The 21,330-nt window shown below is 45.8% G+C and carries 32 protein-coding genes; all 32 read left to right on the plus strand.

What is annotated here, in order from left to right; translation table 11 throughout:
- Positions 1-126 precede the first annotated feature (126 nt).
- The 32 genes from kefG (at position 127) to rpmJ (ending at position 21,306) form a co-directional block, all read left to right on the plus strand.
- The gene (kefG, locus tag EXZ60_RS05615) at positions 127-714 is read left to right on the plus strand and encodes a glutathione-regulated potassium-efflux system ancillary protein KefG (protein ID WP_174223808.1); all 588 of its coding nucleotides are present in this window, start codon (positions 127-129) and stop codon (positions 712-714) included.
- A complete protein-coding gene (kefB, locus tag EXZ60_RS05620; RefSeq protein WP_088721332.1) occupies positions 698-2,497 on the plus strand; it encodes a glutathione-regulated potassium-efflux system protein KefB in 1,800 nt (599 codons plus the stop codon). Before kefG ends, kefB begins: the two co-directional genes overlap by 17 nt.
- A 31-nt stretch (positions 2,498-2,528) precedes the next feature.
- Complete coding sequence (locus tag EXZ60_RS05625; protein WP_010318749.1) at positions 2,529-2,729, plus strand: YheV family putative zinc ribbon protein; 201 nt, start codon at positions 2,529-2,531, stop codon at positions 2,727-2,729.
- Positions 2,730-2,826: 97 nt separating this feature from the next.
- On the plus strand, positions 2,827-3,423 hold the full coding sequence (gene slyD / locus EXZ60_RS05630; RefSeq protein ID WP_013855912.1) for a peptidylprolyl isomerase: 597 nt from the start codon (positions 2,827-2,829) through the stop codon (positions 3,421-3,423).
- A gap of 216 nt (positions 3,424-3,639) precedes the next feature.
- Complete coding sequence (locus EXZ60_RS05635; protein ID WP_094143381.1) at positions 3,640-4,581, plus strand: isoaspartyl peptidase/L-asparaginase; 942 nt, start codon at positions 3,640-3,642, stop codon at positions 4,579-4,581.
- A 129-nt stretch (positions 4,582-4,710) separates the two neighbouring features.
- Positions 4,711-6,009, plus strand: a complete 1,299-nt coding sequence (locus EXZ60_RS05640) for an adenylosuccinate synthase (RefSeq protein WP_013855915.1) — start codon at positions 4,711-4,713, stop codon at positions 6,007-6,009.
- Between the two features lie 218 nt (positions 6,010-6,227).
- Complete coding sequence (locus EXZ60_RS05645; protein ID WP_013855917.1) at positions 6,228-6,863, plus strand: tetratricopeptide repeat protein; 636 nt, start codon at positions 6,228-6,230, stop codon at positions 6,861-6,863.
- A 161-nt stretch (positions 6,864-7,024) separates the two neighbouring features.
- Positions 7,025-9,472: a ribonuclease R gene (gene rnr, locus EXZ60_RS05650; RefSeq protein WP_017046740.1), complete on the plus strand. Its 2,448-nt coding sequence runs from the start codon at positions 7,025-7,027 to the stop codon at positions 9,470-9,472.
- A gap of 17 nt (positions 9,473-9,489) precedes the next feature.
- Complete coding sequence (rlmB, locus tag EXZ60_RS05655) at positions 9,490-10,230, plus strand: 23S rRNA (guanosine(2251)-2'-O)-methyltransferase RlmB (RefSeq protein WP_017042851.1); 741 nt, start codon at positions 9,490-9,492, stop codon at positions 10,228-10,230.
- Positions 10,231-10,653: 423 nt separating this feature from the next.
- Positions 10,654-10,965, plus strand: coding sequence for a 30S ribosomal protein S10 (rpsJ, locus tag EXZ60_RS05660; protein WP_001181007.1), 312 nt, complete (start codon positions 10,654-10,656; stop codon positions 10,963-10,965).
- A gap of 14 nt (positions 10,966-10,979) precedes the next feature.
- A complete protein-coding gene (rplC, locus tag EXZ60_RS05665) occupies positions 10,980-11,609 on the plus strand; it encodes a 50S ribosomal protein L3 (RefSeq protein ID WP_013855921.1) in 630 nt (209 codons plus the stop codon).
- Between the two features lie 16 nt (positions 11,610-11,625).
- Positions 11,626-12,228, plus strand: coding sequence for a 50S ribosomal protein L4 (gene rplD / locus EXZ60_RS05670; RefSeq protein ID WP_010318759.1), 603 nt, complete (start codon positions 11,626-11,628; stop codon positions 12,226-12,228).
- Positions 12,225-12,527: a 50S ribosomal protein L23 gene (gene rplW / locus EXZ60_RS05675; RefSeq protein ID WP_010318760.1), complete on the plus strand. Its 303-nt coding sequence runs from the start codon at positions 12,225-12,227 to the stop codon at positions 12,525-12,527. The genes rplD and rplW overlap by 4 nt, the downstream gene beginning before the upstream one ends.
- 16 nt (positions 12,528-12,543) lie before the next feature.
- Positions 12,544-13,368: a 50S ribosomal protein L2 gene (rplB, locus tag EXZ60_RS05680; protein ID WP_013855922.1), complete on the plus strand. Its 825-nt coding sequence runs from the start codon at positions 12,544-12,546 to the stop codon at positions 13,366-13,368.
- Between the two features lie 20 nt (positions 13,369-13,388).
- The gene (gene rpsS, locus EXZ60_RS05685) at positions 13,389-13,667 is read left to right on the plus strand and encodes a 30S ribosomal protein S19 (RefSeq protein WP_010318762.1); all 279 of its coding nucleotides are present in this window, start codon (positions 13,389-13,391) and stop codon (positions 13,665-13,667) included.
- A gap of 10 nt (positions 13,668-13,677) precedes the next feature.
- Positions 13,678-14,010 (plus strand): 50S ribosomal protein L22, encoded by a 333-nt coding sequence (rplV, locus tag EXZ60_RS05690; RefSeq protein ID WP_026027327.1) that lies wholly within the window; start codon positions 13,678-13,680, stop codon positions 14,008-14,010.
- A gap of 19 nt (positions 14,011-14,029) precedes the next feature.
- Positions 14,030-14,728: a 30S ribosomal protein S3 gene (gene rpsC / locus EXZ60_RS05695; protein WP_010318764.1), complete on the plus strand. Its 699-nt coding sequence runs from the start codon at positions 14,030-14,032 to the stop codon at positions 14,726-14,728.
- Between the two features lie 11 nt (positions 14,729-14,739).
- The gene (gene rplP / locus EXZ60_RS05700) at positions 14,740-15,150 is read left to right on the plus strand and encodes a 50S ribosomal protein L16 (protein ID WP_010318765.1); all 411 of its coding nucleotides are present in this window, start codon (positions 14,740-14,742) and stop codon (positions 15,148-15,150) included.
- Positions 15,150-15,341: a 50S ribosomal protein L29 gene (rpmC, locus tag EXZ60_RS05705; RefSeq protein WP_010318766.1), complete on the plus strand. Its 192-nt coding sequence runs from the start codon at positions 15,150-15,152 to the stop codon at positions 15,339-15,341. The genes rplP and rpmC overlap by 1 nt, the downstream gene beginning before the upstream one ends.
- Positions 15,341-15,595 (plus strand): 30S ribosomal protein S17, encoded by a 255-nt coding sequence (gene rpsQ / locus EXZ60_RS05710; protein ID WP_013855925.1) that lies wholly within the window; start codon positions 15,341-15,343, stop codon positions 15,593-15,595. Before rpmC ends, rpsQ begins: the two co-directional genes overlap by 1 nt.
- A gap of 160 nt (positions 15,596-15,755) precedes the next feature.
- Positions 15,756-16,127, plus strand: a complete 372-nt coding sequence (gene rplN, locus EXZ60_RS05715; RefSeq protein ID WP_010318768.1) for a 50S ribosomal protein L14 — start codon at positions 15,756-15,758, stop codon at positions 16,125-16,127.
- Positions 16,128-16,139: 12 nt separating this feature from the next.
- Complete coding sequence (gene rplX / locus EXZ60_RS05720; protein ID WP_010318769.1) at positions 16,140-16,457, plus strand: 50S ribosomal protein L24; 318 nt, start codon at positions 16,140-16,142, stop codon at positions 16,455-16,457.
- A 24-nt stretch (positions 16,458-16,481) separates the two neighbouring features.
- The gene (gene rplE, locus EXZ60_RS05725) at positions 16,482-17,021 is read left to right on the plus strand and encodes a 50S ribosomal protein L5 (RefSeq protein ID WP_010318770.1); all 540 of its coding nucleotides are present in this window, start codon (positions 16,482-16,484) and stop codon (positions 17,019-17,021) included.
- A gap of 17 nt (positions 17,022-17,038) precedes the next feature.
- Positions 17,039-17,344: a 30S ribosomal protein S14 gene (gene rpsN / locus EXZ60_RS05730; RefSeq protein ID WP_010318771.1), complete on the plus strand. Its 306-nt coding sequence runs from the start codon at positions 17,039-17,041 to the stop codon at positions 17,342-17,344.
- Positions 17,345-17,373: 29 nt separating this feature from the next.
- Positions 17,374-17,766 carry a 30S ribosomal protein S8 gene (gene rpsH / locus EXZ60_RS05735; protein WP_010318772.1) on the plus strand — a complete coding sequence of 131 codons (393 nt, stop codon included), beginning with the start codon at positions 17,374-17,376 and terminating at the stop codon, positions 17,764-17,766.
- 10 nt (positions 17,767-17,776) lie between these two features.
- Positions 17,777-18,310, plus strand: a complete 534-nt coding sequence (gene rplF, locus EXZ60_RS05740; RefSeq protein WP_010318773.1) for a 50S ribosomal protein L6 — start codon at positions 17,777-17,779, stop codon at positions 18,308-18,310.
- Between the two features lie 9 nt (positions 18,311-18,319).
- Complete coding sequence (gene rplR / locus EXZ60_RS05745; RefSeq protein WP_013855926.1) at positions 18,320-18,673, plus strand: 50S ribosomal protein L18; 354 nt, start codon at positions 18,320-18,322, stop codon at positions 18,671-18,673.
- 14 nt (positions 18,674-18,687) lie between these two features.
- The gene (gene rpsE / locus EXZ60_RS05750; RefSeq protein ID WP_010318775.1) at positions 18,688-19,188 is read left to right on the plus strand and encodes a 30S ribosomal protein S5; all 501 of its coding nucleotides are present in this window, start codon (positions 18,688-18,690) and stop codon (positions 19,186-19,188) included.
- A 5-nt stretch (positions 19,189-19,193) separates the two neighbouring features.
- Complete coding sequence (rpmD, locus tag EXZ60_RS05755) at positions 19,194-19,370, plus strand: 50S ribosomal protein L30 (RefSeq protein WP_004398455.1); 177 nt, start codon at positions 19,194-19,196, stop codon at positions 19,368-19,370.
- 5 nt (positions 19,371-19,375) lie between these two features.
- Positions 19,376-19,810: a 50S ribosomal protein L15 gene (rplO, locus tag EXZ60_RS05760; protein ID WP_010318777.1), complete on the plus strand. Its 435-nt coding sequence runs from the start codon at positions 19,376-19,378 to the stop codon at positions 19,808-19,810.
- A 20-nt stretch (positions 19,811-19,830) separates the two neighbouring features.
- Positions 19,831-21,165 (plus strand): preprotein translocase subunit SecY, encoded by a 1,335-nt coding sequence (gene secY / locus EXZ60_RS05765; RefSeq protein WP_017046739.1) that lies wholly within the window; start codon positions 19,831-19,833, stop codon positions 21,163-21,165.
- A gap of 27 nt (positions 21,166-21,192) precedes the next feature.
- Complete coding sequence (gene rpmJ / locus EXZ60_RS05770; protein WP_000868186.1) at positions 21,193-21,306, plus strand: 50S ribosomal protein L36; 114 nt, start codon at positions 21,193-21,195, stop codon at positions 21,304-21,306.
- Positions 21,307-21,330: the final 24 nt, after the last annotated feature.

The following is a 21,330-nucleotide window of genomic DNA, read 5'->3' on the forward strand; positions in this document are numbered from 1 at the left end:
CTATTTTTCATATCGAGACGTTATCGCGTGGAATAGTAGGGGCAATAAGGATAAATGTCGATCATTATGCAAATTGCGTTATTATGCTTAATAACATATTGATAACTATTGGGAGCGCAGACAAAAATGTCCACCACCGTCATGCCTGACCAAATTACACCTAAAATATTGGTGATTTATGCGCATCCTGAGCCATTAAACTCCATCGCCAATCAAACTATGCTGCACAATATTGCGTCACTTTCCCACGTCACAGTGCATGACTTGTATGCAACCTATCCCGATTTTTTTATCGATGTGCACGCAGAGCAGCAAAAACTACTTGAGCATGATGTGATTGTGTTTCAACACCCTCTTTATATGTATTCCTGCCCAGCGCTACTCAAAGAGTGGTTTGATCGCGTGCTTGCCAAAGGGTTTGCCTTCGGCGGACAGACGGCGTTGCATGGTAAATACTGGCGTAGCGTCATCACCACGGGCGGAAAAAAAGAAGCGTTTGATGAGCGGGGCTACAACAAATACCCACTGGATCAAATTCTCCAACCATTTGAATTAACCGCGGCTCTGTGTTGTATGAACTGGATGGAACCGTTAGTGCTCTACTGGTCACGTAATGTGAGTGATATGGAGCGCTATCAACACGCTGAGCATTATCGACACTGGTTGCAACACCCACTGGCCACACAAGGAGAGCTTGATGGCGTTAAGCGGTGATTTTTTACAAAGCAGCGTGGTGTTTTTAACCGCGGCTGTGGTGGCCGTACCGATTGCTCAGCGTGCAGGGCTGGGTTCGGTGCTCGGCTATTTGTTAGCTGGTGTAGCCATAGGCCCTTGGGGGCTCGGTTTAATCAGTGATGTGCAAGCCATATTACACTTTGCTGAATTTGGCGTAGTGCTGCTGTTGTTTCTGATTGGGCTGGAATTAAATCCCAAAAAATTGTGGCAGATGCGTGGGCCGATCCTTGGTTTGGGTGGCGCGCAGGTGGTGGTCAGTACCTTAGTCATCGCCAGTATTGCTTATCTATTAGGCGTTAACTGGCAGAGTAGTTTAGTGATTGGTATGGGCCTTGCGCTCTCTTCGACAGCAATCGCATTACGCGTAATTGAAGAACAAGGGCTAACACGCAGTGAAGCTGGCCAGTCTGGTTTTGCGGTACTGCTTTTTCAAGATATCGCTGTCATCCCAATGTTGGCCTTTTTGCCTTTGCTGGCAGGCAACGCGGGTGGAAGCTGGTTAGATATGATTTGGATGTTGGGTGGTATTACCGCTTTGCTGGTGGCGGGGCATTTCCTCTTGAGCCCACTGTTTCGTTATATTGTGACCAGTGGCGTGCGAGAGCTTTTTACCGTTGCTGCCTTACTGTTGGTAATTGGTATTGCACTGCTGATGCAGCAGCTTGGCTTGTCAATGGCGCTCGGTACTTTCCTGGCTGGTGTGCTGCTGGCTGAAAGTGAATTTCGCCATGAACTAGAAATCGCGATTGAACCGTTTAAAGGGTTATTGCTCGGGCTATTTTTTATTGCCGTTGGAATGGCGGTTAATTTGGGCTTATTGGCGCAAGCGCCGCTGCAAGTGTTGGCGGCTGTATTCGGTCTAGTGGTGCTCAAAGGAGGAATCCTTTATCTCCTCGCGCGTTTGTCGGGTACGCGTTCTAAAGCGCGCAGCAAAATGGCGGCGATCCTCAGCCAAGGCGGCGAGTTCGCGTTCGTGATTTTCACTGCGGCAAGCGCACAGGGTGTGCTATCACCGGATCAAGTGGCCTTTTTGCTCGTTGTGGTCAGTCTGTCGATGGTCACCACACCTTTATTACTGACGATTCAGGACAAATGGTTTGCGCGAAAATTGAACCTCAGCAGTGACGATGAGATGCATTCCGATGTCGTCAATAAACAGCCGCAAATCATCATTGCGGGTTTTGGCCGTTTTGGGCAAATTGTAGGGCGTTTGATGTACGCCAATAAGATTAAAATTACCGTATTAGAAAGCGATGCCAGTCAAATTAAATTATTGAGAGAGTACGGTTATAACGTTTTTTATGGTGATGCAACTCAACTTGAACTGTTGCGCGCCGCGGGTGCAGAAGAAGCTGAGGCGATTGTCATCTGTACTGATGCGCCCGATGAAGTGATGAAAATTGTCGAGCTTTGTCAGCACCATTTCCCGCAGTTAAAGATCTTAGCTCGCGCTCGTAGCCGGGTAGAGGCGTATCAGTTACTCAGCCATGGGGTCGATAAATACTCGCGGGAAACTTTCTTAGGCGCTTTGGACCTCGGCCGACAAGTACTGGTCGAATTGGGCATGCACCCTTACCAAGCCAAGCGCGCCGAAGCACATTTTAGAAAACTCGATAATGCGATGCTCAAAGAGCTGCTACCGCAACATAACCAAGACAAACAACTCGCACTGCGCGCCAAAGAGGCACGTAAAGAGCTGGAAGAAATATTTGGGCGTGAAATGGATAATGATCGCCAATCTCGTCATTATTGGGAAAAATAACGCCAATCAATATTCAGTTGTAGGATGTAACGTGAAACAGAAAAAACGCTTTATTGCCGGTGCAAAGTGCCCAAGTTGTCAGTCACAAGATACTCTGCGCTGGTGGGTTGAAAATAACATAGAGCTCGTTGAGTGTGTCGAGTGCGACTACCATGAGCAGCGAAAGCCCAAATCTGTAGAAAAAAGTGAACATGCTCGGCAAGAGATGATCGGGATTTTTAAACCAGAATAATTGAGTTTCTGGAATAGATCTTCATAATACGCCTCATACCGATCGATTTCTTAGGTTTGAAGATGACAACCTAGGAACAAACCTCCTTGGAGTTGTTATGAAAATTGAAAAGAACGTGGTTGTAAGCCTAGCCTACCAATTAGTATTGGAAGATGGTGCAGTCGTAGACCAATCAACAGTTGATGCACCACTAGATTACCTTCACGGTCACAACAATCTAATCACTGGCCTTGAAAATGAGTTAGAAGGAAAAGTTGTGGGCGATAAGTTCACAGCAACTATCGCTCCTGAAGAAGCGTACGGTGAATACAACGATGAGCTTGTACAACGTGTACCTGCTGAAGTTTTCCAAGGCGTTGATGAAATTGAAGTGGGTATGCGTTTTCTAGCGGATACTGACCAAGGCCAAATTCCAGTTGAAATCACGGAAGTGGATGGTGACGAAGTAGTAGTTGATGGTAACCACATGTTGGCTGGCCAAACATTAACGTTTGATGTAGAAGTCGTTGCGATTCGCGCTGCAACTGAAGAAGAGATCCAACATGGTCACATTCACCAAGCTGGTGGCTGTGGACATGGCCACGACCATGACCACGATCATGATCATGAAGGTGGTTGCTGTGGTGGTGAAGGCCATGACCATGGTGAGAAAAAAGAAGGTTGTTGCGGTGGCGGCAGCTGCGGTTCACATTAATCATTTTTTGGTTGGTAGTGCCAAAGTAGGCAGTAATAACCGACTGATACAATGAAATGGAAAGCGTTAATCGTCATGCGATTAGCGCTTTTTTGTTGCTTGTTAATTATTACAGTACTCACTTGCCGTCTACCTGCAACTTCAAGTTATTTGGGTATAGTTAATGTGTAGAACAGAAGTGTATTGCCTCTCAATTTATTAAGTTAAGGAATTCTCATGTCACAACCTTTTGCTATAGCAATTCATGGCGGCGCCGGAACCATCATTCGTCAACAAATGAGCGAATCATTAAAGCACGATATTTTGAACACGCTAGAAAGTGCTGTCCGAGCGGGGCATCAAGTACTGGCACAAGGTGGTGATGCACTGGATGCGGTGGTGGAGGCTGTGAAAATACTTGAGGACTCTCCGTTGTTTAACGCAGGAAAAGGTTCGGTGTTAACGCATCAAGAGATGGTGGAGATGGACGCCTCTGTCATGCATGGCAAAATGATGGACGCAGGCGCGGTCGCTGGGGTTCGGCACATTAAAAATCCGGTGCAGCTCGCGCGTGATGTAATGAAGCACAGTGATCATGTGTTGTTGATTGGTGAGGGCGCAGAAGCGTTTGCTTTTACTCAAGGGCATCAATATACAGAACAAGATTACTTTTTTACTGAGCGTCGTTATGAACAGTTGCTAGCGATGAAAAGCAACAATCAATTTGCTTTGTCGGAATCAAAATTCCCAGATGACAAGAAATTTGGCACTGTTGGCGCAGTTGCATTGGATAAACAAGGCAACCTTGCGTCTGCTACTAGTACCGGTGGCATCACGAATAAAAAATTTGGTCGCGTCGGCGATTCTCCCATCATAGGTGCAGGAACGGTGGCTGAAAATGGTAATGTGGCGGTATCGACAACGGGCATGGGGGAATATTTCATTCGTAAAATGGTTGCCAGTGACGTTGCCGCTCGCATGCGTTATTTAAAAGAAGATGTTCATACCGCATGTGAAACCATTATTCAGGGTGAACTTAAAACGCTCGGTGGTGAGGGTGGATTGATCGCCATTGATGCGCAAGGCGACATTCATTTTGCAATGAACAGTTCTGGTATGTACCGTGCTTGTGTTGATCGTCAAGGAGAGCTGATCGTAAAAATATATTCGGATGAGTAACTTACGTGCCTAATAACTGAATCATTTATTAAGTTATATTTTTATGACATTTTCGTGTTTAAAAAAGGACTGCAAGGAAAAGGATTCGGTGCTAGAATCCTTTTTTAACTAGCAATCAGACTTGGAAAGATGGGAAATAACGTAGTCGTTCTAGGCACCCAATGGGGTGACGAAGGCAAAGGTAAAATCGTAGACCTTTTAACTGAAGATGCAAAATACGTGGTTCGCTACCAAGGCGGCCATAATGCAGGCCACACTTTGGTCATTGACGGTGAAAAAACCGTTCTTCATTTAATTCCATCCGGCATTCTTCGCAATAAAGTGAAATGCATCATCGGCAACGGTGTTGTGCTTTCACCTGACGCACTAATCAATGAAATGAAGCCTCTAGAAGAGCGTGGTATTCCAGTCCGCGAACGTCTTTTCATTTCTGAAGCTTGCCCACTTATTCTTCCTTACCACATTGCGCTTGACCAAGCTCGTGAAACGGCTCGTGGTAAAAAAGCAATTGGTACGACAGGTCGTGGTATCGGTCCTGCTTATGAAGACAAAGTGGCTCGTCGTGGTTTACGCGTTGGTGACTTGTTCGATATGGCTTCATTTGCAGAAAAGCTAAAAGAAGTGATGGAGTTCCATAACTTCCAACTTGAGCATTTCTACAAAGCTGAACCAGTAAGCTACGAATCCGTACTTGAGCAAGCACAAGGCTATGCTGATTTGCTGACTTCGATGGTGATCGACGTGACCGATGAACTTGATGCAGCGCGTAAGCGTGGCGACAAAATCATGTTCGAAGGTGCGCAAGGTACTATGCTTGATATCGACCACGGTACTTACCCATACGTAACGTCTTCTAACACGACTGCTGGTGGTGTTGCTGCAGGTTCTGGTTTCGGCCCTCGTCATCTAGGTTATATTCTAGGTATCGCGAAAGCTTACTGTACTCGCGTTGGTGCAGGTCCATTCCCAACCGAATTGGATGATGAAATCGGTAATCACCTAGGCACGAAAGGCCATGAGTTTGGTGCAACAACAGGCCGTAAGCGCCGTTGTGGTTGGTTTGATGCGGTAGCGATGCGTCGCGCCATTCAAATTAACTCAGTCACAGGCTTCTGCTTGACTAAACTTGACGTACTTGATGGTCTAGAAGAGCTAAAAATCTGTACGGGTTACCAAATGCCAGATGGCTCAATTGCTCAAGTATCACCAATGGCAGCTGACGCTTTTGAAGCGGTAACACCTATTTACGAAACTATGCCTGGTTGGTCTGAAAATACCTTCGGTGCTAAATCAATTGATGCCCTGCCACAAGCGGCGCTTGATTACATCAAACGTATTGAAGAGTTGACTGGTGTACCTGTTGACATCGTTTCTACAGGTCCAGATCGTAACGAAACCATTATCAAGGTTCACCCATTTTCAGTTTAATGGTTGATTGATAAACGTTTTTAAAACCGGCTTTCAGAGCCGGTTTTTTTATACCTGTATTGATGATATTTTGTCCTTGGTGTGGCAATAAATGGCCGAATAACGGCAAATTTTGTCTAAAGAGTTTGCCGCACTGGTCGATAAAGTTATCAAGCCCAGCCCTAGATGAAACTGAGGCTATAATTTTAAGGCTATCGATAGACATAAAGAGTGCAGGTATGAAGCTACGAACGGTAGCAGCTTCATTGTTTTTAGCGCTGACCTCATCCTTGAGTCATGCCAACGTGGCGGAAGTGGGTGAGCCAGTCCCTATTTACACCGAAGCTGAACTAATCAAGTTAATTGAGCAAAATAAACATTTAGAGCAAGTCAAGGCCGACAACTGCCAATTGGTAGAAGATATTGTTGCGCGTGCTACTCGCATCAGCCTGCCTTCCTACGAGTTTTTGTATGGAGATATGCTAGCGTGGGGGGTCTGTGTAGATCAAGATGTCGAACTTGGCTTGTACTATATGGAAAATGCAGCTCATCAAGGTTTACCCGCTGCGTTAGAGCAGCTTGGGCGTTATTATTCGCGTGGTACTTTAGTACAGCAGGATAAAGAGCGAGCTATTCCCTATCTGCGTGAAGCCGCTGCGATGGGCAATATTAATGCTCGTATCCATCTAGCTGAGCTTTTGCTGCGTGATTATGGCAGCCCGCTTGATTATGAAGATGCTTATCGCTGGCTTTATAATTCGGTGACTATCGATCAAAGAATACATTCTCGGATCTCTATGCTCCGGCAGGGGTTAGAGCAGCGAATGCCACAAAATGTGGTTGCGCGAGCCAAGCGCAGAGATACGTTTTGGTAGCCTTCATTATTGCTTTTCTTATTTCGCCCACACGGTTGGGCGAAGTCATTTCTGCGCTTTTCCTCTAACGCATTAGCCTATAATAATCAATACGCTGCTGTAGCTTCTGCCGTGAGTCAGTTATACTCTGGCTATCTCTCCTTGCTTTAGCAGGTCTGCCTATGTCTGAAATTATCAATAACGATCCTTTTGCGGATCGAGAATCTAGCAATTACGAAAATCCAATTCCAAGCCGAGAATTCATCCTCGAATTTCTAACCGAAGCCAATGTACCGATGAATCGTAATGATCTTTTTGAGGCATTGGGTTTATCTGGTGAAGAGCAATACGAAGGGCTACGCCGTCGTTTGCGTGCGATGGAGCGAGATGGCCAATTGGTATTTACTCGTCGCCAATGCTATGCATTGCCAGAAAAACTGGAAATGATCAAAGGTCACGTAATCGGACATAAAGATGGTCATGGGTGGGTTCGTCCTGATGGCAGCGTTGGCAAAGATAACGATGTTTTGCTACCTCATCACCAAATGCGTACCATTATTCATGGCGACTACGTGCTGGTACAACCGACAGGCACGGATAAAAGAGGCCGTAAAGAAGGGCGTTTGGTTCGAGTGTTGGAAGAACGCAAAACTCAACTTGTTGGGCGTTTCTTCCTCGAAAATGGCTACTCTTATGTCGTGCCCGATGATTCACGCATCACTCAAGACATCTTGATCCCTAATGAGCACAAAGGCGGAGCTCGCATGGGGAACGTGGTGGTGATTGAAATTACCGATCGCGGTGCCAGAGCAAGAGGAATGACAGGCAGGGTTGTTGAAGTACTTGGGGAAAATATGGCTCCCGGTATGGAGACACAAATAGCGATTCGCACTCACCAGATCCCTCATGAGTGGCCGCAAGAAGTATTAAAGCAAGTCGAAAACCTGAGAGAAGAAGTTCCAGAAGAGGCGAAGCAAGGGCGCGTGGATCTGCGTCAATTACCTTTAGTGACTATTGATGGTGAAGACGCGCGTGACTTTGATGACGCGGTTTATTGCGAAGCCAAAAAAGGTGGTGGCTGGCGTCTCTGGGTTGCGATTGCTGACGTAAGTTATTATGTGCGCCCCGATACGGCTTTGGATAAAGAAGCGATCAACCGTGGTAACTCAGTTTACTTCCCATCGCAAGTCGTCCCTATGCTACCGGAAGTACTGTCGAACGGTCTTTGTTCACTTAATCCACAAGTCGACCGTCTATGCATGGTGTGCGAGATGACAGTCTCTGCAACGGGCAAAATTTCGGGTTACAAACATTACGAAGCCGTGATGAACTCTCATGCCCGTTTAACTTACAACAAAGTACACGCCATTCTTGAAGGGGATGAAGAGCTACGCGAACGTTATCAAGCTGTGGTTCCTCATCTTGAAGAACTCTATTCGATGTATAAGGTGCTAAAAGCAGCGCGTGATGAGCGTGGCGGTATCGAATTTGAAACGATTGAAACTAAGTTTATCTTTAATGCTGAGCGTAAAATCGACAGCATTGAACCTGTTGTCCGTAATGATGCGCATAAAATAATCGAAGAGTGCATGATCCTCGCTAATATTGCTTCAGCATCGCTGGTGGAAAAAGCGAAAGAGCCCGCTCTGTACCGTATCCATGAATCACCGGGAGAAGAGCGTTTGACCGGTTTTAGGGATTTCTTAGGCGAGCTTGGTTTGAACTTAGCGGGTGGGCTAGAGCCTTCGCCAACCGATTACGCTAACTTAATGAAACAGATTGGTGAGCGCCAAGACAAAGAGTTGATCCAAACCATGTTACTGCGTTCCATGAAGCAGGCTGTGTATAACGCGGATAACTGTGGTCACTTTGGTTTAGCGCTCAAACGCTATGCGCACTTTACTTCACCTATTCGTCGCTACCCTGATCTCCTATTGCACCGCGCAATTAAATATTTGATTGCCAAAGAATCGGGTAATCACACCGACCGTTGGACAACCACAGGTGGTTATCACTACTCTTTTGATGACATGGACTTCTATGGTCAGCAATGTTCAATGACAGAACGCCGTGCTGATGATGCGACGCGTGAAGTATCCGATTGGCTCAAGTGTGAATACATGCAAGATCATGTAGGCGAAGAGCTTGATGGAGTCATAGCCAACGTGACAGGTTTCGGTTTCTTCGTTCGTTTAACTGAGTTGCACATTGATGGATTGGTCCATATTTCAACGCTAGCGAATGACTACTATCAATTTGATCCCGTGGGACAACGATTGATCGGCGAAAGTTTTGGCAACATCTATCGCTTAGGTGACGCCGTTAAAGTCAAAGTGTTATCCGTCAACTTGGATGATCGTCAAATTGACTTTGAAATCGTGGGCACTAGCCGTAAGCTGCGCGGAGAAGGCAAGACAGCGAAGAAACGTGCAACGGATGCACGAGAGAAAGCACGTGGCAAGAAGGTGACGTCAAGTAAAGGAAAGGCAACTCCTTTAGTTGAAGCGACTAAACGCCCAGATGAAAAAAGTAGTGAAGGCTCAAAACCTGAACGAAAAAAAAGCAAAACAACAAAAGCACGCAAAAAGAAACCCGCGGCCAAAGCAAATAAAGCGCGTGCTAGTAAATAACGATCAATGGGTAAATCATGAGTAACGAATGTATTTATGGTATTCACGCGGTCAGCGCTGTACTTGAAAAAGATCCAGCGCGATTGATAGAAGCGTTTGTACTAAAAGGGCGACAAGATGATCGCCTGCTTCCACTGTTAAATGAACTGCAACATTGCGGTGTCTCTATTCAACAGATGGGACGTAAAACATTGGATGACAAGGCTCAAGGGGCGAATCATCAGGGCATCATTGCTCGTGTAAAACCAGCAAAACAGCTTAATGAGCATGATTTAGAAGCAATCATCGCACAGCATGAACAACCGCTATTACTTGTTTTGGATGGTGTTACCGATCCGCATAATCTCGGCGCATGCTTACGTAACGCCGATGCTGCCGGGGTCGCTGCAGTGATCGTACCGAAAGATAAGTCAGCACCAATGACGGCAACGGTCAGCAAAGTCGCTTGTGGCGCTGCTGAAACTGTGCCTTTAGTACGAGTGACGAATCTTGCACGTACCATGCGCGCCCTTCAAGAACAAGGCGTATGGTTTGTTGGCACTGCCGGTGAGGCGACGCATGACATTTACCAAGCCAAACTGACAGGGCCCCTTGCGATTGTTATGGGCGCTGAAGGGGATGGTATGCGCCGTTTAACGCGCGAAACCTGCGATGATCTGATCAAAATACCGATGGCGGGCACCGTTTCTAGCCTGAACGTATCAGTAGCGGCTGGGATATGTCTGTTTGAAGCAGTGAGACAGCGCCAAGCTGTATAATTGTGCATCAGGGATAAAAGGATAGGGTAGTGAGTGCTCACCTCATCCTTCTATCCCTTCTATTACTTCCTCAGTGAAAGAAGAAATAGATAGTTTATAAGTTTAATTTCTACACAGCGCTTGCATGTGTAATGGTGATCTGTATAATGCACCGCACTGGTTAAATCCAGTTGTGAACCAATGAGCAGTGAGGAGTAAACTGACCTAGCTGTTAGTTTAGTAACGTATACTCAGCTTATGTTCGCAGTTAATACAATTAGCTCTGTTGCGTTTAGTAATAGATTAAAGTTAATCGAAAATTAACTGACAATGTGCCTAATTTTGGCACTACGGTTTCACATAAATCAATCGGCATTCTCTCGTTTTAACGAGTTTGAGTGGCGATATTGTTTGTGTAATTTTTAATTATTGGAGCTCTGTCTCATGCAGAACCAACGTATCCGTATCCGCCTAAAAGCGTTCGATTACAAACTAATCGATGCTTCTACAGCGGAAATCGTTGAAACAGCTAAGCGTACCGGCGCACAGGTTCGTGGTCCTATTCCACTTCCTACTCGTAAAGAGCGTTTCACTGTTCTTATCTCTCCACACGTCAACAAAGATGCTCGTGATCAGTACGAAATTCGTACTCACAAACGTCTAATCGACATCGTTGAGCCAACAGATAAAACTGTTGATGCACTGATGCGCCTAGATCTAGCTGCTGGCGTTGACGTACAAATCAGCCTAGGTTAAGGGAGATTAGAAGAATGATTGGTCTAGTCGGACGTAAAGTGGGTATGACCCGCGTATTTACTGAAGAAGGCGTTTCTATCCCAGTAACTGTTGTTGAGGTTGAAGCAAACCGTATTTCTCAAGTGAAAACTCTTGAGACTGACGGCTATGCAGCAATCCAGGTAACTACTGGTACTAAGAAAGCCAACCGTGTAACTAAACCAGAAGCTGGTCACTTTGCGAAAGCAGGTGTAGAAGCTGGTCGCGGTCTTTGGGAATTCCGTTTAGAAAACGGCGAAGAGTTTGAAGTTGGCACTGAGCTAAATGTAGAACTTTTCAACGAAGTTAAAAAAGTAGACGTTACTGGTACATCTAAAGGTAAAGGTTTCCAAGGTGCTGTTAAGCGCTGGAATTTCCGTACCCAAGATATGACTCACGGTAACTCTTTGTCTCACCGTGCACCGGGTTCAATTGGCCAATGTCAAACTCCAGGTCGCGTGTTCAAAGGCAAAAAAATGGCAGGTCACATGGGTGCTGAGCGTGTAACGACTCAAAACCTAGAGATCGTACGTGTTGACGCTGAGCGCAATCTGCTTCTTATTAAAGGTGCAGTACCAGGTGCAACTGGCGCTAACGTGATCGTCAAACCAGCTATTAAAGCATAACGTCTAGGAGTAAGTAATGGAATTGATGGTTAAAGGTGCTAACGCACTAACTGTTTCCGAAACTACTTTCGGACGTGAGTTCAACGAAGCCCTTGTACACCAAGTAGTTGTTGCGTATGCAGCAGGTGCTCGTCAAGGTACTCGTGCTCAAAAGACACGTTCAGAAGTTTCTGGCGGTGGCGCTAAGCCATGGCGTCAAAAAGGTACTGGCCGTGCACGTGCTGGTACAATTCGTAGCCCAATCTGGCGTACAGGTGGTGTTACTTTTGCTGCGAAACCACAAGATCACAGCCAAAAAGTAAACAAAAAAATGTACCGCGGTGCTATGAAGAGCATTCTTTCTGAACTAGTTCGTCAAGAGCGTTTAATCGTTGTTGATAACTTCTCAGTAGAAGCACCAAAAACTAAAGAGCTATTAGCTAAGCTTAAAGAACTTGAGCTTAACGATGTACTCATCGTTACTGGCGAAGTAGACGAGAATCTATTCTTAGCTGCTCGCAACCTATATAAAGTTGACGCACGTGACGTAGCGGGTCTTGACCCAGTTAGCCTAATTGCGTTTGACAAGGTTCTAATGACTGCAGAAGCAGTTAAGCAAGTTGAGGAGATGCTGGCATGATCAGTGAAGAGCGTCTACTAAAAGTTCTACGTGCACCGCACATCTCTGAAAAAGCAACTATGACTGCTGAGAAAGCGAACACTATCGTTTTCAAAGTAGCAAAAGATGCAACTAAGAAAGAGATCAAAGCAGCTGTAGAAAAGCTATTTGAAGTTGAAGTTAAGTCTGTAAATACTCTTATCACTAAGGGTAAGACCAAACGTCAAGGTCTACGCCAAGGTCGCCGCAGCGACGTTAAAAAAGCGTATGTGACTTTGAAAGAAGGTCAAGATCTTGACTTTGTTGGCGGCGCGGAATAACAGGAGTAGTTGAATAATGGCTATTGTTAAATGTAAGCCGACTTCCCCTGGTCGTCGTCACGTCGTTAAAGTTGTTAACGCTGACCTACACAAGGGTAAGCCATACGCACCTCTTCTAGAGAAAAACTCTAAGAATGGTGGTCGTAACAACAACGGTCGTATCACAGTACGTCATATCGGTGGTGGTCATAAGCAACACTATCGTTTGGTTGACTTCAAACGTACTAAAGATGGCATCCCAGCGAAAGTTGAGCGTCTAGAATACGATCCAAACCGTAGCGCAAATATCGCTCTAGTTCTGTACGCAGACGGCGAGCGTCGTTACATTATCGCACCTAAAGGTGTTCAAGCTGGTGATACAATCCAGTCTGGTGTTGATGCGCCAATTAAAGCAGGTAACACTCTGCCAATGCGCAACATCCCAGTGGGTTCTACTATTCACTGTGTTGAACTTAAGCCTGGTAAAGGTGCACAGCTAGCTCGTTCGGCTGGTGCATATGCTCAACTTGTCGCTCGCGACGGTACTTATGCAACTATCCGCCTACGTTCTGGTGAAATGCGCAAAGTACTTTCTGAAGGCCGTGCAACAATCGGTGAAGTTGGTAACTCTGAGCACATGCTACGTGAACTAGGTAAAGCTGGTGCTTCACGCTGGCGCGGCGTACGTCCAACTGTACGTGGTGTAGTAATGAACCCGGTTGACCACCCACACGGTGGTGGTGAAGGCCGCACATCTGGTGGTCGTCACCCAGTATCTCCTTGGGGTATGCCTACTAAGGGCTTCAAGACTCGTAGCAACAAACGCACCGACAAGTACATCGTACGTCGTCGTAATAAGTAATCTATATAAGAGGATAAGCCATGCCACGTTCTCTCAAGAAAGGTCCATTTATTGACCTACACTTGCTGAAGAAGGTAGAGAAAGCGGTGGAAAGCGGAGACAAAAAGCCTATTAAGACTTGGTCCCGTCGTTCAATGATCATTCCATCAATGATTGGTTTGACCATCGCTGTCCATAATGGTCGTCAGCACGTTCCAGTATTTGTCACTGATGAAATGATCGGTCACAAACTGGGCGAATTCGCACCAACTCGTACTTACCGTGGTCACGCTGCGGATAAGAAAGCTAAGAAGCGCTAAGGAGTAAATGATGGAAGCTATTGCTAAACATAACTTTGCTCGCATTTCTCCTCAGAAAGCTCGCTTAGTTGCAGATCTAATCCGTGGTAAATCTGTGGATCAGGCTCTTGAAATCCTAACTTTCAGCAACAAAAAAGCGGCTGTATTAGTTAAGAAAGTTCTAGAGTCAGCTATCGCTAACGCAGAACACAACGAAGGTGCAGATATCGACGATCTTAATGTCGCTAAAATCTTCGTAGATGAGGGCCCGGTCATGAAGCGTATTATGCCTCGTGCAAAAGGCCGTGCGGATCGTATCTTGAAGCGTTCAAGCCACATCACTGTTGTTGTAGCAGACCGCTAAGAGACTAGGAGAGTAAGCAATGGGTCAGAAAGTACATCCTAATGGTATTCGTCTTGGCATCGTTAAGCCTTGGAATGCTACATGGTTTGCTAACACCAAAGATTTCGCTGACAACCTAGACGGCGACTTCAAGGTACGTCAGTTCCTTACTAAGGAACTTTCAAAAGCGTCTCTATCACGCATCGTTATCGAGCGTCCTGCTAAGAGCATTCGTGTGACTATCCACACTGCTCGCCCAGGCGTTGTTATCGGTAAGAAAGGTGAAGACGTTGAGAAGCTACGCGCAGCTGTAGCTAAAATTGCAGGTGTACCAGCGCAAATTAACATCGCTGAAGTACGTAAGCCTGAGCTAGACGGCCAATTAGTGGCTGATAGCATCGCGTCTCAACTAGAGCGTCGCGTTATGTTCCGTCGTGCTATGAAGCGTGCGGTACAAAATGCTATGCGTCTAGGCGCTAAAGGTATCAAAGTGGAAGTAAGCGGTCGTCTTGGCGGCGCTGAAATTGCACGTTCTGAGTGGTACCGTGAAGGCCGTGTGCCTCTACACACTCTACGTGCTGACATTGATTACGCAACTTCTTCGGCTCACACTCAATACGGTGTGATCGGCGTTAAAGTTTGGATCTTCAAGGGTGAAATCCTTGGTGGTATGCCAGCTGCAAACGCTGTTGAGCCAAAGGCTGACAAGCCTAAGAAGCAGCGTAAAGGCCGTAAGTAAGGAGTCGACTGATGCTACAACCTAAACGCACTAAGTTCCGTAAGGTTCATACTGGTCGCAACCGCGGTCTAGCTAAAGGTACTGACGTAAGCTTCGGTACATTTGGTCTTAAAGCCGTTGGACGTGGTCGTCTAACTGCTCGTCAGATCGAAGCGGCACGTCGTGCAATGACACGTCACGTTAAGCGTCAAGGTAAAATCTGGATCCGTGTGTTCCCAGATAAGCCAATCACTGAAAAACCACTAGAAGTTCGTCAAGGTAAGGGTAAAGGTAACGTTGAGTACTGGGTAGCCCAAATCCAACCTGGTAAGGTTATGTACGAAATGGACGGTGTACCTGAAGAATTGGCACGTGAAGCGTTCCGCCTAGCGGCTCGTAAACTGCCATTCAAAACTACATTCGTAATTAAACAGGTGATGTGATGAAAGCACTAGATCTACGCGCAAAAAGCGCTGAAGAGCTTAACGCTGAGCTACTGAATTTGCTACGTGAACAGTTCAACTTGCGCATGCAAGCTGCAACTGGTCAACTACAGCAAACTCATACTTTGAAAGCTGTACGCCGTGATATCGCACGCGTTAAAACTGTTTTGACTGAGAAGGCAGGCGAATAATGAGCGACAAAATTCGTACTCAACTAGGTCGTGTTATTAGTGACAAGATGGATAAATCTATCACTGTTGCTATCGAGCGCATGGTGAAACACCCAATTTACGGTAAATTCGTAAAGCGTACGACTAAAGTACACGCACATGACGAAAACAACGAGTGTGGCCTAGGCGATACCGTTGAGATTCGTGAGTGTCGTCCTCTGTCTAAGACTAAGTCTTGGACATTGGTTAAAGTTATAGAAAAAGCGAAGATGTAATCATCGTTATTCTATGATTTTAAACGGCTCCAAAGTTTTTTTGGAGCCGTTTATTTTTTGTCTACCCAATCTTAGGAAAGGGTGGTACAATTCGCGTCCCTTTTAAAGAGGCAGCCCGACCCGAGAGGGTCTAGTTTTAATATTTAGCGGAGCACTAACAATGATCCAAATGCAAAGTACACTTGATGCAGCTGATAACTCAGGCGCGCGCAAGGTAATGTGTATTAAGGTTCTGGGTGGCTCTCACCGCCGTTATGCACATATCGGTGACATCATCAAAGTTACAGTGAAGGAAGCAATTCCTCGCGGTAAAGTTAAAAAAGGTGATGTACTGAAGGCGGTGGTAGTTCGCACCCGTAAAGGCGTACGTCGTCCAGACGGTTCTGTCATTCGCTTCGACCGTAATGCTTGCGTATTGTTGAACAATAATACAGAGCAACCTATCGGTACACGTATCTTTGGTCCAGTGACTCGTGAACTTCGCAATGCGAAATTTATGAAAATCGTGTCACTAGCACCTGAAGTTCTGTAAGGAGCGGCACACATGGCAGCTAAAATCCGTCGTAATGACGAAGTAATCGTTCTTGCTGGTAAAGATAAAGGCAAGAAAGGTAAAGTAACTAAGGTTCTCGTAACTGGTAAAGTTATCGTTGAAGGTATCAACCTTGTTAAGAAACACCAAAAGCCGGTTCCGGCTCTAGGTCAACAAGGTGGCATCGTTGAACAAGAAGCAGCTATTGATGCTTCTAACGTTGCAATCTTTAACGCAGCAACTGGTAAAGCGGACCGTATCGGTTTCCGTTTTGAAGACGGCAAAAAAGTTCGTTTCTTCAAATCTAACGGTGAAATCGTTTCTAACTAATTAGAAGTAATTTGGAGTTCTACTATGGCGAAACTGCATGATTACTACAAGTCGTCTGTAGTGACTGAACTGACCAAACAGTTCGGTTACACAAGCGTCATGCAAGTCCCTAGGATTGATAAAATCACCCTAAACATGGGCGTTGGTGAAGCTATCAACGATAAGAAACTATTAGAAAATGCAGCAGCTGATATGGCTACGATCTCTGGTCAAAAACCACTGATCACTAAAGCTCGTAAATCTGTTGCAGGTTTCAAAATTCGTGAAGGCTACCCAATTGGTTGTAAAGTAACCTTGCGTGGCGAACGTATGTGGGATTTTTTAGAGCGTTTAATCTCTATTGCACTTCCACGTGTACGTGACTTCCGTGGTGTTAGCGCTAAGTCTTTTGACGGACGCGGTAACTACAGCATGGGCGTTCGCGAGCAAATCATCTTCCCAGAAATCGACTACGATAAAGTCGATCGTGTACGCGGTCTTGATATCACTATCACGACTTCTGCTGGTACCGATGAGGAAGGCCGTGCTCTGCTGGCTGCCTTTAACTTCCCATTCCGTAAGTAAGGTGAAGGGTTACTGTTATGGCTAAACAATCAATGAAAGCACGTGAAGTAAAACGTGCAAAGCTAGTAGCTAAGTTCGCAGAAAAGCGTGCAATGCTAAAAGCTACCATCAGCGATGTAAACGCATCTGAAGAAGATCGTTGGAACGCAGTTCTTAAACTGCAAGCTCTTCCACGTGATTCAAGTGCTTCACGTCAGCGCAACCGTTGCAACCAAACTGGTCGTCCACACGGTTTCCTACGTAAGTTCGGTCTAAGCCGCATCAAAGTTCGCGAAGCTTGCATGAAAGGCGAGATTCCTGGACTTCGTAAGGCTAGCTGGTAATTGCCACTTAATCATTTGGAGTAAATCTTATGAGCATGCAAGATCCGATTTCGGATATGCTGACCCGCATTCGTAACGGTCAGGCAGCAAATAAAGTTGCTGTAAAAATGCCTTCTTCAAAGCTTAAAGTTGCAATTGCTGCACTGCTAAAAGCTGAAGGTTATATCGCAGATTTCGCTGTTGAAGGCGAAGTAAAACCTGAGCTAGAAGTTACTCTTAAGTACTTCCAAGCTAAACCAGTAATCGAGCAAATCCAACGTGTTTCACGTCCTGGTCTACGCGTTTATAAGAAAAAAGACGCGTTACCAACAGTGATGGGCGGTATGGGTGTTGCTGTGGTGTCCACTTCCAAGGGTCTGATGTCTGACCGTGCTGCTCGCAAAGCAGGTCTTGGCGGTGAAATCATTTGCTACGTAGCGTAAGGAGTAGGATATGTCTCGTGTTGCTAAAGCACCTGTCGCTATTCCAGCTGGCGTAGAGGTGAAACTAAACGGCCAAGAAATCACTGTAAAAGGTGGTAAAGGTGAGCTGACTCGCGTCCTGAATAAAGGCGTAGTTATTGCACAGGAAGAAAACAACCTTACTTTCGGTCCTCGTGAAGGTGTTGCTAACGCTTGGGCACAAGCAGGTACTGCTCGTGCACTAGTAAACAACATGGTTGTTGGTGTTACTGCAGGCTTTACTAAGAAGCTTGTTCTTAAAGGTGTTGGTTACCGTGCTGCTATTAAAGGCAACTCAGTAAGTCTTACTTTAGGCTTCTCACACCCTGTAGAGCATGAACTACCAGCGGGTATCAATGCTGAATGTCCTAGCCAAACTGAAATTGTCCTAACTGGTTGCGATAAGCAAGTAGTGGGTCAAGTTGCGGCTGACATCCGTTCTTACCGTGAGCCAGAACCTTATAAAGGTAAAGGCGTCCGTTACGCAGATGAAAATGTGCGTAGTAAAGAAGCTAAGAAGAAGTAAGGTAACACTATGGATAAGAAAGCATCTCGCATCCGTCGTGCTACACGCGCACGTCGTAAGATTGCTGAACTGGGTGCAACTCGCCTAGTAGTACACCGTACTCCTCGTCACGTGTACGCTCAGGTTATCGCATCAAACGGCTCTGAGGTTATCGCAGCAGCTTCTACTGTAGAAAAAGCGATCCGTGAGCTAGTTAAGAACACCGGTAACGTAGACGCAGCTAAAGCGGTAGGTAAAGCTATTGCAGAACGCGCTCTTGAAAAAGGCGTATCAGCTGTTGCGTTTGATCGTTCTGGTTTCCAATACCACGGTCGAGTAGCGGCGCTAGCAGAATCTGCTCGCGAAGCTGGTCTGAAATTCTAAGGTAGGGTTGGAAGATGGCTAAAGAACAACAACAAGCTAGTGATTTGCAAGAAAAATTAATCGCAGTTAACCGTGTTTCTAAAACGGTTAAAGGTGGTCGAATCATGAGCTTTACTGCACTAACTGTAGTTGGTGACGGTAATGGTCGCGTAGGTTTCGGATACGGCAAAGCTCGTGAAGTACCTGCAGCGATTCAAAAAGCAATGGAAAAAGCGCGTCGTAACATGGTTACTATCGCTCTTAACGAAGGCACTCTTCACCACGCGGTGAAAGGTCGTCACTCGGGCTCTAAAGTTTACATGCAGCCAGCTGCAGAAGGTACAGGTGTTATCGCCGGTGGTGCGATGCGTGCTGTACTAGAAGTTGCCGGTGTACATAACGTACTTGCGAAAGCGTACGGTTCTACTAACCCAATCAACGTTGTTCGTGCAACAGTTGCTGGTCTAGTAGATGTGAAGTCACCAGAAATGGTTGCAGCTAAACGTGGTCTCACTGTTGAAGCGATTTCGGAGTAAGCACCATGGCAACTATTAAAGTAACTCAAACTAAAAGCTCAATTGGTCGTCTACCAAAGCACAAAGCTACTTTGCGTGGTCTAGGCCTTCGTCGTATCAACCATACAGTAGAACTTGAAGATACACCGTGTGTACGCGGTATGATCAACAAGGTTTACTACATGGTTAAAGTTGAGGAGTAATCAGAATGCGTTTGAATACTCTATCACCGGCTGCTGGTTCTAAGCACGCTCCTAAGCGTCTAGGCCGTGGTATCGGTTCTGGCCTTGGTAAAACAGGTGGCCGCGGTCACAAAGGTCAAAAGTCACGTTCTGGCGGTACAGTTCGTCCAGGTTTTGAAGGCGGTCAAATGCCTCTAAAACAACGTCTACCTAAATTCGGTTTCACTTCTCGTAAGAGCCTAGTGTCTGCTGAAATTCGTCTAGCTGAGCTAGCGAAAGTTACGGGTGACGTGGTCGATCTAAACAGCTTGAAAGCAGCTAACCTAATCACTAAGAACATCGAAAATGTTAAAGTTGTTCTTTCTGGTGAGATTAGCAAAGCAGTGACTGTGAAAGGTCTTCGCGTGACTAAAGGCGCTAAAGCTGCAATCGAAGCTGCAGGCGGTAAAATCGAGGAATAATCTCGAGGAACGAGGTACAGATGGCTAAGAAACCAGGACAAGATTTTCGTAGTGCTCAGAGCGGCTTAAGTGAGCTAAAGTCGCGCTTATTATTCGTAATTGGTGCACTTTTAGTATTCCGAGCCGGTTCTTTTGTGCCGATTCCTGGTATTGACGCAGCTGTACTTGCCGATTTGTTCGAACAGCAAAAAGGTACCATCGTTGAAATGTTTAACATGTTCTCCGGTGGTGCTCTTTCGCGTGCATCTATCTTAGCATTGGGCATCATGCCGTATATTTCGGCGTCAATTGTTGTCCAATTGCTAACTGTAGTTCATCCAGCGTTAGCCGAACTCAAGAAAGAGGGTGAGGCAGGGCGTCGTAAGATTAGCCAATATACGCGTTATGGCACGCTTGTACTTGCAATATTCCAAGCTATTGGTATCGCAACAGGCTTACCAAACATGGTCAACAATCTGGTTGTTATCGACCAAACCATGTTTACCCTGATTGCTACCGTGAGTTTAGTAACTGGCACCATGTTCTTAATGTGGTTAGGTGAACAAATTACTGAGCGTGGAATAGGAAATGGTATTTCCATCTTGATTTTTGCAGGTATTGTTGCTGGATTGCCTTCGGCAATCGGACAAACGATTGAGCAAGCGCGTCAAGGTGAATTGCATGTGCTTCTTCTGTTGTTAATTGCGGTACTTTCTTTTGCTGTAATTTATTTCGTTGTTTTCATGGAGCGTGGTCAGCGTCGTATTGTCGTTAACTATGCAAAGCGTCAACAAGGTCGTAAAGTGTTTGCAGCGCAAAGTACTCACTTGCCATTGAAAATTAATATGGCGGGTGTAATACCTGCAATTTTTGCATCGAGTATTATTTTGTTCCCAGGAACATTAGCTCAGTGGTTTGGTCAAAATGGTGAGAGCAGCACATTCGGTTGGTTAACTGATGTGTCTTTGGCTCTTAGCCCTGGTCAACCTCTGTACGTTATGCTTTATGCAGCAGCGATTATTTTCTTCTGTTTCTTTTACACAGCGTTGGTGTTTAACCCTCGTGAAACAGCGGATAACTTGAAGAAGTCCGGTGCGTTCGTACCCGGCATCCGCCCAGGTGAGCAGACAGCGAGATACATTGATAAAGTAATGACCAGACTAACCTTAGCGGGTGCTCTCTACATTACCTTTATCTGTCTGATTCCCGAGTTCATGATGGTCGCGTGGAACGTACGTTTCTACTTCGGCGGCACATCACTACTTATCGTAGTGGTTGTGATTATGGACTTTATGGCACAGGTACAGACTCATATGATGTCCCAACAGTATGATTCTGTGTTGAAAAAAGCAAATCTGAAGGGCTACGGCCGTTAATTCAGATTTCACTTACGGAGTTTAGCAATGAAAGTTCGTGCTTCCGTTAAAAAAATCTGTCGTAACTGTAAAGTAATCAAGCGTAACGGCGTCGTTCGCGTGATTTGCAGTGAGCCAAAGCACAAGCAGCGCCAAGGCTAATTAGCAGAAATTTTTACTTGAAAT

Origin of the sequence: Vibrio sp. 1151_11 (genome assembly GCF_029478525.1) — a bacterium.
Taxonomy (GTDB): domain Bacteria; phylum Pseudomonadota; class Gammaproteobacteria; order Enterobacterales; family Vibrionaceae; genus Vibrio; species Vibrio anguillarum.